Source organism: Pseudomonas sp. DSP3-2-3 (genome assembly GCF_049898225.1).
Taxonomy (GTDB): domain Bacteria; phylum Pseudomonadota; class Gammaproteobacteria; order Pseudomonadales; family Pseudomonadaceae; genus Aquipseudomonas.
Genome location: NZ_JAFCXH010000001.1, coordinates 522,467 through 537,997 on the forward strand (window position 1 = coordinate 522,467; position 15,531 = coordinate 537,997).

At 58.9% G+C, this 15,531-nt stretch carries 13 protein-coding genes and 4 tRNA genes; 11 read left to right on the plus strand and 6 right to left on the minus strand.

Annotation, left to right across the window (positions count from 1 at the left end):
* Positions 1–109: 109 nt before the first annotated feature.
* On the minus strand, positions 110–1,456 hold the full coding sequence (locus ACP7E4_RS02510; RefSeq protein WP_426111352.1) for a class II 3-deoxy-7-phosphoheptulonate synthase: 1,347 nt from the start codon (positions 1,454–1,456) through the stop codon (positions 110–112).
* Between the two features lie 242 nt (positions 1,457–1,698).
* Here ACP7E4_RS02510 and ACP7E4_RS02515 point away from each other — a divergent pair, with 242 nt between their 5' ends.
* On the plus strand, positions 1,699–2,454 hold the full coding sequence (locus tag ACP7E4_RS02515; protein ID WP_331151765.1) for a spermidine synthase: 756 nt from the start codon (positions 1,699–1,701) through the stop codon (positions 2,452–2,454).
* Between the two features lie 426 nt (positions 2,455–2,880).
* Positions 2,881–4,593: a DEAD/DEAH box helicase gene (locus ACP7E4_RS02520; RefSeq protein ID WP_426111355.1), complete on the plus strand. Its 1,713-nt coding sequence runs from the start codon at positions 2,881–2,883 to the stop codon at positions 4,591–4,593.
* Between the two features lie 414 nt (positions 4,594–5,007).
* Here ACP7E4_RS02520 and ACP7E4_RS02525 read toward each other — a convergent pair whose 3' ends face one another.
* Complete coding sequence (locus tag ACP7E4_RS02525; RefSeq protein WP_426111357.1) at positions 5,008–5,775, minus strand: DODA-type extradiol aromatic ring-opening family dioxygenase; 768 nt, start codon at positions 5,773–5,775, stop codon at positions 5,008–5,010.
* Between the two features lie 101 nt (positions 5,776–5,876).
* Here ACP7E4_RS02525 and ACP7E4_RS02530 point away from each other — a divergent pair, with 101 nt between their 5' ends.
* Entirely contained in the window at positions 5,877–6,533 is a 657-nt protein-coding gene (locus tag ACP7E4_RS02530; protein WP_426111359.1) for a thiopurine S-methyltransferase, read from the plus strand.
* 65 nt (positions 6,534–6,598) lie between these two features.
* On the opposite strand, the gene htpX is transcribed toward ACP7E4_RS02530, so the two are convergent.
* Both htpX and ACP7E4_RS02540 read right to left on the minus strand, forming a co-directional pair.
* Complete coding sequence (gene htpX, locus ACP7E4_RS02535; RefSeq protein ID WP_020290615.1) at positions 6,599–7,486, minus strand: protease HtpX; 888 nt, start codon at positions 7,484–7,486, stop codon at positions 6,599–6,601.
* A gap of 273 nt (positions 7,487–7,759) precedes the next feature.
* Positions 7,760–8,971: a pyridoxal phosphate-dependent aminotransferase gene (locus tag ACP7E4_RS02540; protein ID WP_426111362.1), complete on the minus strand. Its 1,212-nt coding sequence runs from the start codon at positions 8,969–8,971 to the stop codon at positions 7,760–7,762.
* Between the two features lie 194 nt (positions 8,972–9,165).
* Here ACP7E4_RS02540 and msrB point away from each other — a divergent pair, with 194 nt between their 5' ends.
* Together msrB and ACP7E4_RS02550 are read left to right on the plus strand one after the other, a co-directional pair.
* Positions 9,166–9,561 (plus strand): peptide-methionine (R)-S-oxide reductase MsrB, encoded by a 396-nt coding sequence (gene msrB / locus ACP7E4_RS02545; protein WP_426111364.1) that lies wholly within the window; start codon positions 9,166–9,168, stop codon positions 9,559–9,561.
* 105 nt (positions 9,562–9,666) lie between these two features.
* Positions 9,667–10,152, plus strand: a complete 486-nt coding sequence (locus ACP7E4_RS02550; RefSeq protein ID WP_020290612.1) for a glutathione peroxidase — start codon at positions 9,667–9,669, stop codon at positions 10,150–10,152.
* A gap of 1 nt (position 10,153) precedes the next feature.
* Here the strand turns inward: ACP7E4_RS02550 and ACP7E4_RS02555 are convergent, their stop codons facing one another.
* Positions 10,154–12,508, minus strand: a complete 2,355-nt coding sequence (locus ACP7E4_RS02555; protein WP_426111367.1) for a response regulator — start codon at positions 12,506–12,508, stop codon at positions 10,154–10,156.
* Positions 12,509–12,592: 84 nt separating this feature from the next.
* Here ACP7E4_RS02555 and ACP7E4_RS02560 point away from each other — a divergent pair, with 84 nt between their 5' ends.
* Both ACP7E4_RS02560 and ACP7E4_RS02565 read left to right on the plus strand, forming a co-directional pair.
* Positions 12,593–13,483, plus strand: a complete 891-nt coding sequence (locus ACP7E4_RS02560) for an ATP-binding protein (RefSeq protein ID WP_426111369.1) — start codon at positions 12,593–12,595, stop codon at positions 13,481–13,483.
* On the plus strand, positions 13,480–13,962 hold the full coding sequence (locus ACP7E4_RS02565; RefSeq protein WP_426111371.1) for a GAF domain-containing protein: 483 nt from the start codon (positions 13,480–13,482) through the stop codon (positions 13,960–13,962). Before ACP7E4_RS02560 ends, ACP7E4_RS02565 begins: the two co-directional genes overlap by 4 nt.
* 112 nt (positions 13,963–14,074) lie before the next feature.
* Here ACP7E4_RS02565 and ACP7E4_RS02570 read toward each other — a convergent pair whose 3' ends face one another.
* The gene (locus ACP7E4_RS02570; protein WP_426111373.1) at positions 14,075–14,833 is read right to left on the minus strand and encodes a hypothetical protein; all 759 of its coding nucleotides are present in this window, start codon (positions 14,831–14,833) and stop codon (positions 14,075–14,077) included.
* 285 nt (positions 14,834–15,118) lie between these two features.
* Here ACP7E4_RS02570 and ACP7E4_RS02575 point away from each other — a divergent pair.
* The 4 genes from ACP7E4_RS02575 to ACP7E4_RS02590 all read left to right on the plus strand — a co-directional run bounded on the left by ACP7E4_RS02575 (position 15,119) and on the right by ACP7E4_RS02590 (position 15,530).
* Positions 15,119–15,194, plus strand: a tRNA-Glu gene (locus tag ACP7E4_RS02575).
* A gap of 2 nt (positions 15,195–15,196) precedes the next feature.
* A tRNA-Gly gene (locus ACP7E4_RS02580) sits at positions 15,197–15,272 on the plus strand.
* 104 nt (positions 15,273–15,376) lie between these two features.
* Positions 15,377–15,452 (plus strand) — tRNA-Glu (locus tag ACP7E4_RS02585).
* Positions 15,453–15,454: 2 nt separating this feature from the next.
* A tRNA-Gly gene (locus ACP7E4_RS02590) sits at positions 15,455–15,530 on the plus strand.
* Position 15,531: the final 1 nt, after the last annotated feature.

Genomic DNA, 15,531 nt, shown 5'->3' on the forward strand with positions numbered 1-15,531 from the left:
GCCCAAGAATCTTGCAGCTTGCAGCTTGCAGCTTTCAGCTTTCAGCTTGCAGCTTGCAGCTTGCAGCTTTCAGCTTTCAGCTTTCAGCTTTCAGCTTGCAGCTTCGCTGCTAGCGCCTAACCTGCTTCAGCGTCTCGGCAATCAAAAACGCCAATTCCAATGACTGATCGGCATTCATTCGCGGATCACAATGAGTGTGATAGCGATCCGAAAGGCCGTCTTCGGTGATCGGGCGTGCGCCGCCGATGCATTCGGTGACGTTCTGGCCGGTCATCTCGATGTGAATACCGCCAGCGTAGGTGCCTTCAGCCTGGTGGACCTGGAAGAACTGTTTAACTTCCCCAAGGATCTGCGCGAAGTCGCGGGTCTTGTAGCCGCTGCTGGCCTTGATGGTGTTGCCGTGCATCGGGTCGGAACTCCACAGCACTTTCTTGCCTTCACGTTCCACGGCGCGAATCAGTTGCGGCAAGTGGTCACCGACCTTGTTGGCGCCCATGCGCGCAATCAGGTTCAGGCGGCCAGGATCGTTGTCCGGATTGAGGATGTCGATCAGGCGGATCAGGTCGTCGGGGTTCATGCTGGGGCCGACCTTGACCCCAATCGGATTGTTCACCCCACGCAAAAACTCCACGTGCGCGCCATCCAGTTGCCGGGTGCGGTCGCCGATCCACAGCATGTGCGCCGAGCAATCGTAGAAGTCATTGGTCAGGCTGTCGCGGCGCACAAAGGCTTCTTCGTAGTTGAGCAGCAAGGCTTCGTGAGCGGTGAAGAAGCTGGTTTCGCGCAATTGAGGCGAGGTGTCCATGCCGCAGGCGCGCATGAACGCCAGGGTTTCGTCGATGCGGTCGGCCAGTTGGCTGTACTTTTCCGCCAGCGCCGAGTTGGCAATGAAATCCAGGTTCCATTTATGCACCTGATGCAGATCAGCGAAGCCGCCCTGGGCGAACGCGCGTAGCAGATTCAGGGTCGCCGTGGACTGGTGATAAGCCTGCAACAGGCGATCCGGGTCTGGCACGCGGCTTTTCTCATCGAAACCAATGCCGTTGACGATATCGCCGCGATAAGCCGGAAAGGTCACGCCCTCAATGGTTTCGTCGTTGGCTGAACGCGGCTTGGCGAACTGGCCAGCCATGCGCCCGACCTTGACCACCGGGCAGCCTGCCGCGAAGGTCATGACGATTGCCATTTGCAGCAGCACTTTGAAGGTGTCGCGAATCTTCGCCGCAGAGAACTCGACGAAGCTTTCGGCGCAATCGCCGCCCTGCAGCAGGAATGCACGCCCTTGAGTCACTTCCGAGAACTGGCGACGCAACTCGCGGGCTTCCCCGGCAAATACCAGCGGCGGATAGCTGGCAAGCGTCTGCTCGACGTGCAGCAAATGCGTGGCATCGGGGTATTGAGGTTGCTGCTGAATGGGCAATGCCCGCCAGCTGTCGGGACTCCAGGGTTGGCTCATCGTGGACTCTAAGTCAGGGCAATCGGACGAGCATGTTAGCAGTTCGCTGTCGGGCTGCCAGCGTGCGCAGGATGATCGGAGGCGCAGCCCGGCTCCATGGGATATTGGCCCAGGGCCATAAAGAGCGTGACCGCGCGCCCCCGCTTGGCCGACAATCCGCGCTTTCCCGCTCAGGGTCGAGCGACTGTATCGAATTAGTGCGATGGCCAAGTCTGGACTTGAGCTCGCCGTTAGGAGTAGCAATGACTGAGGAGCGGGTGGAGCGGATTCTGGCCGAAGTACACGACGACTTCGGCATGATCCGCGTGCTGGAAGTGGACGATTACCGCTTCCTGGAATTCGGCGATGCCATCGAGCAGAGCTGCACCTTTACGGCGGACCCCAGCTGGCTGGAGTACGACTACACCCGCGCCATGCTGATCGGCGCGCTCTGTCATGAGGCGCCGGAAAGCGCACTGTTTTTGGGGTTGGGGGCTGGAACCCTGACTCAGGCCTGTCTCAAATTCCTGCCGCTGGAGGATGTCGAAGCCATCGAATTGCGTCCTGATGTGCCACGCCTGGCGATTGAGTTCATGGGTCTGGACGACGATCCGCGCCTGTTCATCCGCATCGGAGATGCGCTGGAACTGCTGGAAACGGCCGAGTCGGCGGACCTGATTTTCGTCGATCTGTACACCGACGTCGGTCCTGGCGTCGGGCATCTGGCCTGGAAGTTTCTGGAAAACTGTCAGCAACGGCTGAATCCGGGCGGCTGGCTGATCATCAATCAGTGGGCGGCCGATGATGGCAAGCCCCTGGGCGCCGCCTTGCTGCGTGGTCTTTATCACCGGCATTATTGGGAACTGCCGGTCAAGGAAGGCAACGTGATCCTCTTCGTACCGGCCGATCTGGAACAGACGCTTGATGTCGAGCCGCTGATCGAACGTGCTGAAACGCTCGCGCCGCGCCTTGGCTATTCGCTGCTGCAACTGATCAAGAACATTCGTCCGGCGACCTGATGACCGTGCCATGGCTGAGGCGGTCCTTGATTGAGGAAGTTGTGTAGGAGATTCCAGCGCGTTGAGTGGGATCGGATCCTGCCACCCTGACTGAAAGATGAACCGTTTAAGCATCGTCCCCAGCAATCCCGGGCTGTGTGCGAAATAAACCGTAGCGTGGATTTGCGAAAAGCCTGTGAGACTTGGACATTCCACCGTTTTGCCTCGAAAAAAATCCTCACTTTTTCGCGCAATTCCGGTATAGTGCGCGCCGGCCTTTAACGGGGCCTCGTCCAGGTATTGCAATTCCCCGAAGCCAGCTTCGGCTGCTTGTTCGCTCAGCGGACTATCCTTGGCGATCCATTCATCAAACGTTTTCGCAAATCCCCGCCGACAAAGCAGCCAGGGTGACTTTAGGGTCGTACACGGCACGCGCAGCTTTGGAGCATGGGTCTTTGCGGATGCACTAGAGGCAGACCCATGACCCAGGAAATCGGCGGCTTCGCCGCTTTTGAACTTCATCCGAATATTCTTGCAGCCGTCATCGCGACTGGCTACGAAGAGCCTTCGGCTATTCAACAGCAATCTATCCCTATCATCATGGCCGGTCACGACATGATTGGTCAGGCGCAGACCGGTACAGGTAAAACTGCCGCGTTCGCACTGCCTATCCTGCATTGCATCGATCCGGCCAAGCGCGAACCACAAGCGCTGATCCTGGCACCGACCCGCGAGCTGGCCCTGCAAGTAGCCACCGCTTTCGAAACCTACGCCAAGCAAATGCCGGGCGTAACGGTTGTTGCTGTCTACGGCGGCGCGCCGATGGGTCCACAACTTAAAGCAATCCGTAACGGCGCACAGATCGTCGTCGCTACTCCGGGTCGCCTGTGTGATCACCTTCGCCGTGACGAAAAAGTCCTGGCGACCGTGAACCACCTGGTTCTCGACGAAGCGGACGAAATGCTCAAGCTGGGCTTCATGGACGACCTGGAAGTCATCTTCAAGGCCATGCCAGCTACCCGTCAGACCGTTTTGTTCTCGGCTACTTTGCCGCAGTCGATCCGTGCCATCGCCGAGCGCCATCTGCGCGATCCGAAGCACGTGAAGATCCAGACCAAGACCCAGACCGTTACCGCGATCGAACAGGCTCACCTGTTGGTTCACGCTGACCAGAAGACCTCGGCTGTATTGAGCCTGCTGGAAGTCGAAGACTTCGATGCCCTGATCATGTTCGTGCGCACCAAGCAAGCGACCCTGGACCTGGCAAGCGCCCTTGAAGCCAAAGGCTACAAGGCTGCTGCACTGAACGGCGACATCGCCCAGAACCAGCGTGAGCGCGTTATCGAATCCCTCAAGGATGGCCGTCTGGACATCGTTGTAGCGACCGACGTTGCCGCCCGTGGTCTCGACGTTCCGCGTATCACCCACGTATTCAACGTGGACATGCCTTACGATCCAGAATCCTACGTTCACCGTATCGGCCGTACTGGCCGTGCCGGTCGCGAAGGTCGTGCATTGTTGCTGGTGACTCCACGTGAGCGCCGCATGCTGCAAGTGATCGAGCGTGTAACCGGTCAGAAGGTTGCTGAAGTTCGCCTTCCGGATGCCCAGGCCGTTCTCGATGCCCGCATCAAGAAATTGACCAACAGCCTGGCGCCACTGGTTGCTGACGCTGAATCGACCCACGGCGAATTGCTTGATCGCCTGACCGCCGATATCGGTTGCAGCCCGCGTGCTCTGGCCGCTGCCCTGCTGCGCAAGGCTACCAACGGTCAGGCATTGACCCTGGCTGCCATCGAACGCGACCGTCCACTGGTGCCAAACAGCGCACCGCGTGAGCGTAGCGATCGTTCGACTTCGGGTGATCGTCCTGAGCGCAGTGGTGATCGTGAGCGTCGTGCTCCGGTTCCATTGGCCGAAGGCCGTGCTCGTTGCCGTACCGCGCTGGGTGCGCGTGATGGTATCGCTGCGAAAAACCTGTTGGGTGCAATCCTCAACGAAGGCGGCCTGGCCCGTGAAGCTATCGGCCGCATCCAGGTGCGTGACAGCTTCAGCCTGGTTGAGCTGCCGGAAGATGGCCTTGAGCGTCTGTTGACCAAACTCAAGGACACCCGCGTTGCAGGCAAGCAGTTGAAGCTGCGTCGCTATCGCGAAGATTGATCTACTCTTGAGCTGATCGTCTGAACAAAAAAATCCCCGACTGGTTCGGGGATTTTTTTGTTTGGGGGAATCGTTTTTCGAAAGGGCTTGGTTTTGCGTACATATCCGTTAGCGGCGTTTGCCGGGATTATGGTTCCGCTCTTACAGCGGGTTACTTTTGGCAAACGCCCCAAAAGTAACCAAAAGGTCTTGCCCCTCCATTGGGTCTTCGCGGAGCTCAGACTTCCCTCACTCCGGCGTTGCTCCGCGGGTCGCCGCAAAGGGCCATCCCTGGCCCAGTGCGGCTAACTCGGCATCCATGCCGAGTTCCCCGCTGCGCTACACCTGCGTTCGGCCTGCTGGGAACGGGGCCTTTGCGGTGTCTGCGAAATTTTGGCAGGTTACAACGACGCTGTAGGAGCCGAATTCGAGGCGTCACTCGAACCTGTAAATATCCATCCCCAAAGCCCCCATCGTAAAACCCTGATGCGCCACGCTGAATTCACCGCCCGCGCCCCGCGCGAAGTACAGCGGCAGCAGGTGCTCATCGCTCGGATGACTGCGCACCGCATGCGGCGCCAGCTTGCGGTAGTCGTGCAGTGCCACTTCGTCGTTGCTGGCCAGCTTGTCGATCATCCAGTCACGAAATTCCTTCGCCCACGGCTCGACGCTTTCCGGGCCCGCATGCCAGTCCAGTTCACGCAGGTTGTGGGTGATGCTGCCGGAGCCTATGACCAATACACCTTCGTCACGCAGGCTGGCCAACGCTCGGCCAACTTTAGTCTGCAACGCCGGGCCCTGGCGACTGGGCAGGGAAACCTGCACCACGGGGATGTCTGCCTGCGGATACATCAAGGACAGCGGCACCCAGACGCCGTGATCGAAGGGTCGTTTGCTGTCGATGCGTGCAGGCAGGCCGGCGGCGCCGAGCAGGGCGGTGACTTGCAGGCTAAGCTCCGGAAGGCCGGGCGCGGGGTACTGCACGGCAAACAATGCTGGCGGGAAGCCGCCGAAGTCATGCCAGGTTTCCGGTTGCGGGTTGCCATTGACCAGCAGATCCTGGCTTTCCCAGTGCGCCGAGACAATCAAGATGGCCCGTGGCTTTGGCATCCCGGCGGCCAGCCGAACAAGGGCCGGGCCGCTTTCGCCGGGTTCCAGCGCAAGCATGGGCGAGCCGTGTGAGATAAATAAGCTGGGGAACATGTCGAGAGTCCTGAGCAATAAGATGGCCCATCTTCAAGCAGACATTGATCTAAATCTAATATAAGTTTTAGCGCGCTTTGATCGAATTTTCGGAAGGTTTCATGCAGGCTGACTTTTGGCATCAACGTTGGGCCAATGATCAGATCGGCTTCCACCAGCAACAGACCAATCCATACCTTGAGCGCTTCTGGCCGCCATTGTCGGTGGAGCAGGGCGCGGGTGTGCTGGTGCCGCTTTGCGGTAAAAGCCTGGACCTTGGCTGGTTGGCGAAGCAAGGCTACAGCGTCAAAGGCATCGAGTTGTCGGAAAAGGCCATCGCAGACTTTTTCAGCGAGCATCAATTGCAGCCTGCGATTCGTCAGCAAGGCGCGTTCAAGGTCTACAGCGCTGGGCCGGTGGAATTGTGGTGTGGCGATTTTTTCGCCCTGACGGCGGCCGATGCGGCGGATTGTCAGGCGCTCTACGATCGCGCAGCCTTGATCGCATTGCCGCCCGCCATGCGGCAGCGATACGTCGAGCATCTTGGCGAGATTTTGCCCGGGAGCTGCAAGGGGCTGCTGATTACCCTGGATTATGAACAGTCGGAAGTCGAAGGCCCGCCATTCTCGGTGCCTGATGAAGAGGTGCAACGCCTGTTTGCGTCCGGCTGGCAGCTGGAAACCCTGCAGACCTGCGATGTGCTGGGGGAAAGCTGGAAGTTCGTTCAGCGCGGCGGTAGCCGGCTTGACGAGCGGGTTTATCGATTGGCGCGGCGCTGACTTCCGCCAGCCCACAAAAAAGGGCGACTCGCGTCGCCCTTCATTCAAAGCTGTAACCGGTTCTATCAACCGCGACGACGCAGCGCCTCGATTCGTTCTTCCAGTGGCGGGTGGCTCATGAACAGGCCAGCAAGGCCGTGTTTGAGGCCGCCATTGATACCGAAGGCCGTCAGGCTGTCGGGCATCTGCACCGGCACGCCCTGTTCGGAACGCAGACGCTGCAAGGCGCCGATCATGGCCGCTGTACCCGCCAGACGTGCACCGGCTTCGTCAGCGCGGTATTCGCGTTTACGCGAGAACCACATGACGATGGCGCTGGCCAGAAAGCCCAGGACGATCTCGGCAAAAATCGTGGTCACGTAATACGCGATGCCCTGGCCGTTCTCGGTCTTGAAAATCACCTTGTCGACGAAGTTGCCGATGATACGGGCGAAGAACATCACAAAGGTGTTCACCACGCCCTGCACCAGCGCCAGGGTAACCATGTCGCCGTTGGCGACGTGACCAATCTCGTGGGCCAGCACCGCTTTCACTTCATCGGGCGAAAAGCGTTCCAGCAAACCCTGGCTGACCGCAACCAGTGCGTCGTTCTTGTTCCAGCCCGTGGCGAAAGCGTTAGCTTCGTAGGCTGGGAAGATCCCGACTTCCGGCATTTTGATGCCAGCGTCCCGGGACAGTTGTTCGACGGTCTGCACCAGCCATTGCTCATGCCGGGTGCGCGGCTGGGTAATGATCTGGGTGCCAGTGCTCATCTTCGCCATCCACTTGGAGATGAACAGCGAGAACAGCGAGCCGGCGAAACCGAATACAGCGCAGAAAACCAGCAGCTGATTGAGGTTCAGATCAACCCCATTGGCCGCCATGAACCCGTTGAAGCCAAACAGGCTCAGGGTGATGCTGGCTATCAGCACGACCGCCAGGTTAGTGGCCAAAAACAGCAAAATGCGCATCATGGTGTGGAAGTTCTCCTCGTGAAGAATATGTAACACGTTGCGGGGTATATAAGGGGATGCTTGCGGCTATTCAACCCGGCGACTATTTCAAACTGTGTCGTTTTGTCGGGTTGCGTCGCAATTGCGTCAAGTCGCAAGGCTCCCGACCCAGAGCGGCGGGCATGGCAAGCTCACCGGCGGGCGGGGATTTAATTTCATGGCCGTTGCTGACAGGTTGCCCGCCCGCCGCATTGCGGCCGGTCGGGCGCGCAATAACGGGGGCGGCAGGCGCGGTTACTGGCGATAGGTCTTGAGGAAATTGCCGATGCGACCGATCGCCATGTCCAGCTCGTCGACGCGGGGCAGGGTTACCACACGGAAGTGGTCCGGCCATGGCCAGTTGAACGCGGTGCCCTGGACCACCAGCAGTTTTTCCGACAGCAGGAGGTCAAGGACGAACTTCTCGTCGTTGTGGATCGGGCAGATTTTCGGGTCGATACGCGGGAACGCATACAACGCGCCCATCGGCTTGACGCAGCTGACGCCGGGAATGTCGTTGAGCAGTTCCCAGGTGCGGTTACGCTGTTCCAGCAGGCGACCGGGCGGCAGCACCAGGTCATTGATGCTCTGGTAGCCGCCAAGGGCCGTTTGAATGGCGTGCTGGCTCGGCACGTTGGCACACAGACGCATGTTGGCCAGAATGTCGATGCCTTCGATGTAGCTCTGCGCGTTGTGCTTGGGACCGGAAATGGCGACCCAGCCGGAGCGGAAGCCGGCAACGCGATAGGATTTGGACAGACCGTTGAAGGTCAGGCACAGCAGATCCGGTGCCAGGGACGCGGTGCAGATATGCACCGCGTCGTCGTAGAGGATCTTGTCGTAGATCTCGTCCGAGAACACCACCAGCTTGTGCTGGCGCGCCAGCTCCAGCATGCCCAACAGGACTTCCCTGGAATACACCGCGCCGGTCGGGTTATTCGGGTTGATGATCACCATGGCCTTGGTGTTCGGCGTGATCTTGGCCTTGATGTCCGCCAGGTCCGGCCACCAGTTGGCCTGCTCGTCGCACAGGTAATGCACCGGGTTGCCGCCAGCCAGGCTGACAGCTGCGGTCCACAATGGATAATCGGGGGCCGGGATCAGCACTTCATCGCCGTTGTTAAGCAGCGCCTGCATCGACATCACGATCAATTCGGAGACGCCGTTGCCGAGGTAGATGTCTTCGATGCCGACGCCTTCGACCTGCTTCTGCTGGTAGTACTGCATCACCGCCTTGCGGGCGCTGAACAGGCCTTTGGAGTCGCTGTAGCCTTGCGCAGTTGGCAGGTTGCGGATGACGTCCTGCAGGATTTCCTCCGGCGCTTCGAAACCAAATGGCGCAGGGTTGCCGATGTTCAGCTTGAGGATGCGATGGCCTTCCTCTTCCAGGCGTTTGGCGTGCTTGAGCACTGGCCCGCGAATGTCATAACAGACGTTGGCGAGCTTGTTCGATTTGCTGACCTGCATGGTGATTGTTCCCGAAAATGGACGAGCCGCGACTAGCTGATCACGTGGTTCGCCGGGTGTGACGCCGTGAAAAATGGGTTTGTATGCTTGAAACGCGGGTGACAGACTGGCGTCTAACGAAGGCGCAATCATACGTGCCACCTGATCTGTGGAGAAGATACAGATCAGGCTTTTTCAGTTGCGGAGGTGTACCCGTGGAAAAGTTGGACAAAACCCTCGAAGAGTGGCGAGCGATGCTCGATCCCGAGCAGTACAACGTTTGTCGCCTCAAAGGCACCGAGCGGCCGTTTTCCGGCAAGTACAACAGCACCAAGACCGCAGGCGTCTACCATTGTGTGTGCTGTAACGAGGCGCTGTTCGATTCCGAGACCAAGTTCGATTCCGGCTGCGGCTGGCCGAGCTTCTACGCGCCACTTGAAGGCAGCGCAGTGGTTGAAGTGCGGGATGTCAGCCACGGCATGATTCGTACCGAAGTGGTCTGCTCCAAATGCGACGCACACCTGGGGCATGTGTTTCCGGATGGCCCGCCGCCAACCGGGCTGCGTTACTGCATCAACTCGGTCTGCCTGGATCTGGTTCCGCGCGATTGAGTGGCTGTATCAGGTTATAGCCGCTCATCACGGCCAAGAATTGAAGTGCGCGCCAATCAGTTGCGCGCTAACTTCAAACCCTGTTTCTATTCTGGAGCCACCGTCATGAGCGAAAACCTGCTGAGCATCCCCTGCACGACGATCAAAGGCGAGCAGAAGACCCTGGCCGATTTCGCCGGCAAGGCGGTGCTGGTGGTCAATACGGCGAGTAAATGCGGCTTCACTCCGCAGTACAAAGGGCTGGAAAAGATATGGCAGGATTATAAGGATCAAGGCCTCGTGGTTCTGGGCTTTCCGTGTAATCAGTTCGGCAAGCAGGAACCCGGTAACGAGTCAGCAATCAGCGAGTTCTGTGAACTGAATTTCGGCGTCACGTTTCCGCTGTTCAAGAAGATCGACGTCAACGGCAGCGACGCTCATCCGTTGTTCGTCCAGCTTAAAAAGCAGGCACCAGGCTTGCTGGGTTCGGAGCGGATCAAATGGAATTTCACCAAATTCCTGATCGGCAAGGACGGCAAGCTGGTCAAACGCTTTGCGCCGCTGACCAAGCCGGAAGACCTGACGGGCGAAATCGAAGCGCTGCTCAAGTAGCTCAACCGTTTTTATTGGCCGGTATCCATTGATCAAGCAGGCTGACCAGCTCACCGCGGCGGAACGGCTTGGCCAGGTAATCGCTCATGCCTGCAGCCCGGCAGCGCTCCCGCTCTTCGGGCATGGCGTTGGCTGTAAGGGCGATGATCGGCAGTTGCGGCCAGCGACCGCTGCGGCGGATCTGGCGGCTCGCTTCGTAGCCGTCCATGACCGGCATGTTGCAGTCCATCAGCACCAGATCAAATGTGTGCAGTTCCAGTTGTTGCAGCGCTTCCGCGCCGTGGCTGCTGACGATGACCTCGCAACCCAGTTTGCTCAACATACCCTTGGCCACCAACTGGTTGACCGGGTTGTCCTCCACCAACAGGATTCTCGCCGAGTGGCTGCCGCTCAAATCGATGGCCCGCAGTAGATCGTCAGCAACCGTTTCGCCGTGGTGCATGACCCGGCGCAGCGTCTGATACAGCGCGTTGCGCGCCAGCGGGCGGGCCTGTTGCTGCAAGGGCGCCAGAGCGCTGACCTGTTCGCTAGGCATGAAGTTGCCATAGGCGGTGACCAGCAGGATAGGGATGTGCGTCGCCGGCCGCAGGCCGAACAGGCATTCCGGGCAATCAGTGATCAGCAGCTCGGGATCGGCATCCAGACCTGTGCAGATAATCTTGTCGTCGATACCCCAGCGCTGGTATTCGATGCTCCAGGCGGGGAGCAGGTTGCCCAGTAATTCCACCAGCCCGCTTCCAGCAGCACTGATCACCACGACTCGGCCGCGCAGCGCTGGCGGGGCGATGGCTGGCAGGTGAATGGGCAGCGGCAGATCGGCACAGAATTGGCTGCCCAGGCCTGACTGGGAATGGATGCTCAAATGGCCGGACATGGCTTCGCAGAGATTATGCGTCAGCGCCAGGCCCAGGCCGGTGCCGCCGAACTGGCGGGTAATGGCGGCTTCGGCCTGGGTGAAGGGCTGAAATATTCTGGCCTGGGCTTCTTGGGCGATGCCGATGCCGGTGTCGCAGACTTCGATGCGCACCCGGTTTTCATGGGTGTCCGCATCTTGATAAGTGCTCAAGCGCACGTCTACCCGGCCGAAACGGGTGAATTTCAGGGCGTTGGAGAGCAGGTTGCTGACGATCTGCCGAACCCGGGTCGGATCGCCCATGACCATGGCCGGAAAATTCGGATCAATCAGGCAGGTCAGTTCGACACTGGGCGCGGCGTTTTGCGACAGCAGGTTGGCGGTATCCTCGACCAGCACGCCCAGATCGAACGGGATGCGCTCCATCTCCAGGTGCCCGGCATTGAATTTGGACATGTCGAGGATGTCGTTGAGCAACTCCACCAGCACTTTGCCCGAGTCATGGGCGATGGACAGCTGCTGGCGCTGTTCGGCATTCAGCGGGCTGTCCAGCGACAACGCGAGCATGCCGAGCAGCCCGTTGAGCGGGGTGCGGATTTCGTGGCTCATGTTGGCCAGGAAAGCCGAGCGAGCATGAGCCATATCCAGGGCGGTGCTGCGGGCAATCTGCAATTCTTCGTTGGACTGGCTCAGTCGCGCGTTGCTGGCCTTGAGCTCGATGGTGCGCGCCGAAACGATGTCTTCCAGTTCATTGAGGTGCGCGGTGAGCCGGTCTTCGGCGTCGCGGCGGCGGGCGAATTCATTGGCGACGTTTTCAAATTGCCGGTTGGCGGCCCGGACCAGCACGCCGATCTCGTCATTTTCATGTTTGGGCGGGCAGAGCACTTTGTTCGGCGTCGGGCTGTTGGGCTCGCGATTGGTCAGCGAGCCAATCACCCGTATCAGCGGTTTGGTCAGGGTCATGTAGAACAGCAGCATCATGATGCCGGCCAGGGCGAGGCTGCGGACGAACCCGGTAATCAGGGTGATTTCGGCGCGCTGGAGGAAATGGCTACCGAACGCGAAGGTGTCCACATTCAGGCGCAGGGTGCCGATGGATTCGTTGGGCAGATGGGCCAGATGCAAAGCATCTTCGAACTGGCGGCTTTCGCCAAACAGAAAATCGCTGACCACCCGATAGGGGCTCTGGGCAAAAGGCCGCTCGACGCTGGACAGCACCATATTGTTGTTGTCGGTCAATCTGGCGCTGACTACCGCAGGGGATTGCAGCAGACCCAGAGTCAGTTCCTGAGCCAGTTCGGCGTCGATGTTGTAGGCAATGCGCGAGGCGGGGTTGTGACTGATTTCCAGCAAGGAGCGAATTTCACGATCGATGGACGCGTCTTCGCTGGCATAATCCAGAGTAATTTGTAACAGGCTCAGCAACGTTCCCAGGATGAAGCCCACCAGGACAGTGAGTCGAGCCTGTTTGTACGAGAGCCGGTTAGTAAACGCTATATCCATAGGGGGCACTGCAATTCTCGTGTCCATCGCGGGGCAAGCATAGCCGATCAGCCCTTGGCTTTATCAACAATCTAAGGAGATAACGTGGATTCTCGTTTGAATGCTTTTCTTGAGCGTGCCGACGCTGTTCTTGCACGCCTTGAGCCATTGTTGCCAGCGCCCCGGGAGGTCGTCGACTGGAACACGTCGCTGGCGGCACGCTGGGTTCGTGAAGGTCGCAGTGGCTATCTGATGCCGTTGGAAGTCAGCCTCGACATGCGCCTGTCGGACCTGATCGGGGTAGACCTGCAACGTGAGCAGCTGGGGCGCAACACCCGGCAGTTCATCGACGGCCTGCCCGCCAACCATGCGCTGCTCTGGGGTTCGCGCGGCACCGGCAAATCGTCGCTGATTCGTGCGCTGCTGGCCGAGTACGCGCAGGCCGGTCTGCGCCTGATCGAGATCGAGCGCGATCACCTTGGGGATTTGCCGCGTGTTGTCGAGCAGTTGCAAAAGCTGCCTCAGCGTTTCGTGCTGTTCTGTGATGATCTGTCCTTCGAGGCGGGTGAAAGTGATTACCGGGTGCTTAAAAGCGTGCTCGACGGCTCACTGGAGCAGGCGCCGGACAACGTGCTGCTGTACGCCACGTCCAACCGCCGCCATCTGGTGCCGGAGAAAGACAGCGATAACGCCAACTGGAAGCATGTCGACGGCGAACTGCACCCCAGTGAAGCGGTGGAAGACAAGATTGCCTTGTCTGACCGCTTCGGTTTGTGGCTGTCGTTCTACCCGTTCACCCAGGAGCATTACCTGAACGTCGTCGAGCACTGGATCACCCAGCTGGCGCTGACTGCAGGTCTGCCCTGGCAGCGCGACGCGGAGCTGGACAAGCTGGCGATCCGCTGGGCAACCGGGCGCGGCAATCGCAATGGCCGGTGTGCCTATCAGTTCGCACGTTATTGGGTCGGCCTCAAACTGTTGGAGCAGCAACCATGATTGATCTACAAAACGCCGGCAGCGGCCTGAATGGCTATCGTCTGCTGGCGGCGCAGCTGGAATCACTGCTGGCGGACGAGCGCGATTTCATCGCCAACGCCGCGCAGTTTTCTGCGTTTCTTTATAGCCAGCTGGAAGATTTGAACTGGGCAGGCTTTTACCTGAACCGTGACGAAGAGCTGGTACTGGGTCCGTTCCAGGGGCAAATCGCCTGTGTGCGGATTCCGTTCGGGCGCGGCGTATGCGGCGCAGCGGCCCAGAGCCGGGAAACCCAGCGCGTGCAGGACGTACACGAGTTTCCCGGGCACATTGCCTGTGACAGTGCGTCGAACAGCGAGTTGGTGGTGCCATTGATCAAGGAAGGGCGGCTGATTGGCGTTCTGGATCTGGACAGCCCGAGTGTCGGACGCTTCTCGGAGCAGGATCAGCAAGGTATCGAGGAGTTGGCGCGGATATTTCTGAGGGCTACCGATTGCTGATGGGGTCATAGGCCGAGGCGCTGATTCCGTGGGACCGGCTTTAGCCGGGAAGGAGTCCTCCCGGCTAAAGCCGGTCCCACGGGATTCTTGCTGCGCGATGGGTGGCCTTGAATCAGTCGTAGATAACCTTTTTCTTCCATTCCGATTCGACTTCGTCGGCCTTCAGGCCTTCGGTCAGAGCATTGTCGTCGTCTTCAGTTGGCGCAATGTTGGTCAGGACCATGGAGTTGGCGCGAGCCAGTTGTTTTTCCATGGCCACCAGCGCGTTCTGATACGTCACCGGATCGGGTTGGTTGCGCAGATACTGCACGCCGCGTTCGAAGGCCAGGCGTGCTTGCCCCGGCTGTTCCTGTGACAGAGCGGCCTGGCCAAGGTTGTTGAAGAACTCAATGTGCAGCATGACCAGAATGTTGCGGATCTCGCGAATCCAGTGCTTGGCTTCGCTGGTTTGCAGGAAACCGTCATGTGCCGCGCGCGTGACCTGGCCGTGCAGTGCTTCTAACAGAAAGCGCACGTCCTTGGCCTTGGCTTCGGTCTGGATCGGGCTTACCGGATTGGTGACGACGATTGCATCACCCTGGGCAATCAGCGCGTTGAGTTCGCCGATACGGGTTTTGACCTGGTCGTTGCCTTTATCCAGCGCCTGCATGCGCTGCAGAACGTTGAGTTCCAGGCGCGTCATTAATAGCTTTAATGCCGGGGACACCAGTTGACCTGGAAACGTCTCTGCTATTTCAGAGCAGCGACGCAGCCGATCGCTCAGTTCAACTCTCGCCCGTGCTTTATCCAGCTTGGCGTTCTCGGCCACGTGGTTCAGGTAGCCAATCGCGATCAGGAGTGCGATGCCAGCTACTACCATCAGTGTAATCATGAGTGGTGTCACCGCGCGAACCTCTATTTCTTCAAGTAATTTGGGCCGAGTGTAGTGGCTAAGCACTATTGCGCATAGATGTACTGGTCGGACTTTATTTATTCATGGCGTCATTGGGATGGCGCGTTCCCAGGCGCGACATCTTGTAAAAGAACGGCGAAGTCGTTGATTTAGATAAATTTTCAGAATGGGGTTGACGACTTATCAATCCATCCATAGAATGCGCGCCACTTACAGCGTAAAGCACACAGCGAAACGCAAATAAGTAGTGAATGTTGTACGTGTGTCCCCTTCGTCTAGTGGCCTAGGACACCGCCCTTTCACGGCGGTAACAGGGGTTCGAGTCCCCTAGGGGACGCCATTGCGGGAATAGCTCAGTTGGTAGAGCACGACCTTGCCAAGGTCGGGGTCGCGAGTTCGAGTCTCGTTTCCCGCTCCATTTTTAAGCAGTCTGGCCTTCGGGCGAGATTGAGTGAAGCCAGAACCAAGTCTTCGGATGCGGCTTTGGGCACTGGAATACACACCATGTGTTTCAGTTAGCGTGTCCCCTTCGTCTAGTGGCCTAGGACACCGCCCTTTCACGGCGGTAACAGGGGTTCGAGTCCCCTAGGGGACGCCATTGCGGGAATAGCTCAGTTGGTAGAGCACGACCTTGCCAAGGTCGGGGTCGCGAGTTCGAGTCTCGTTTCCCGCTCCAT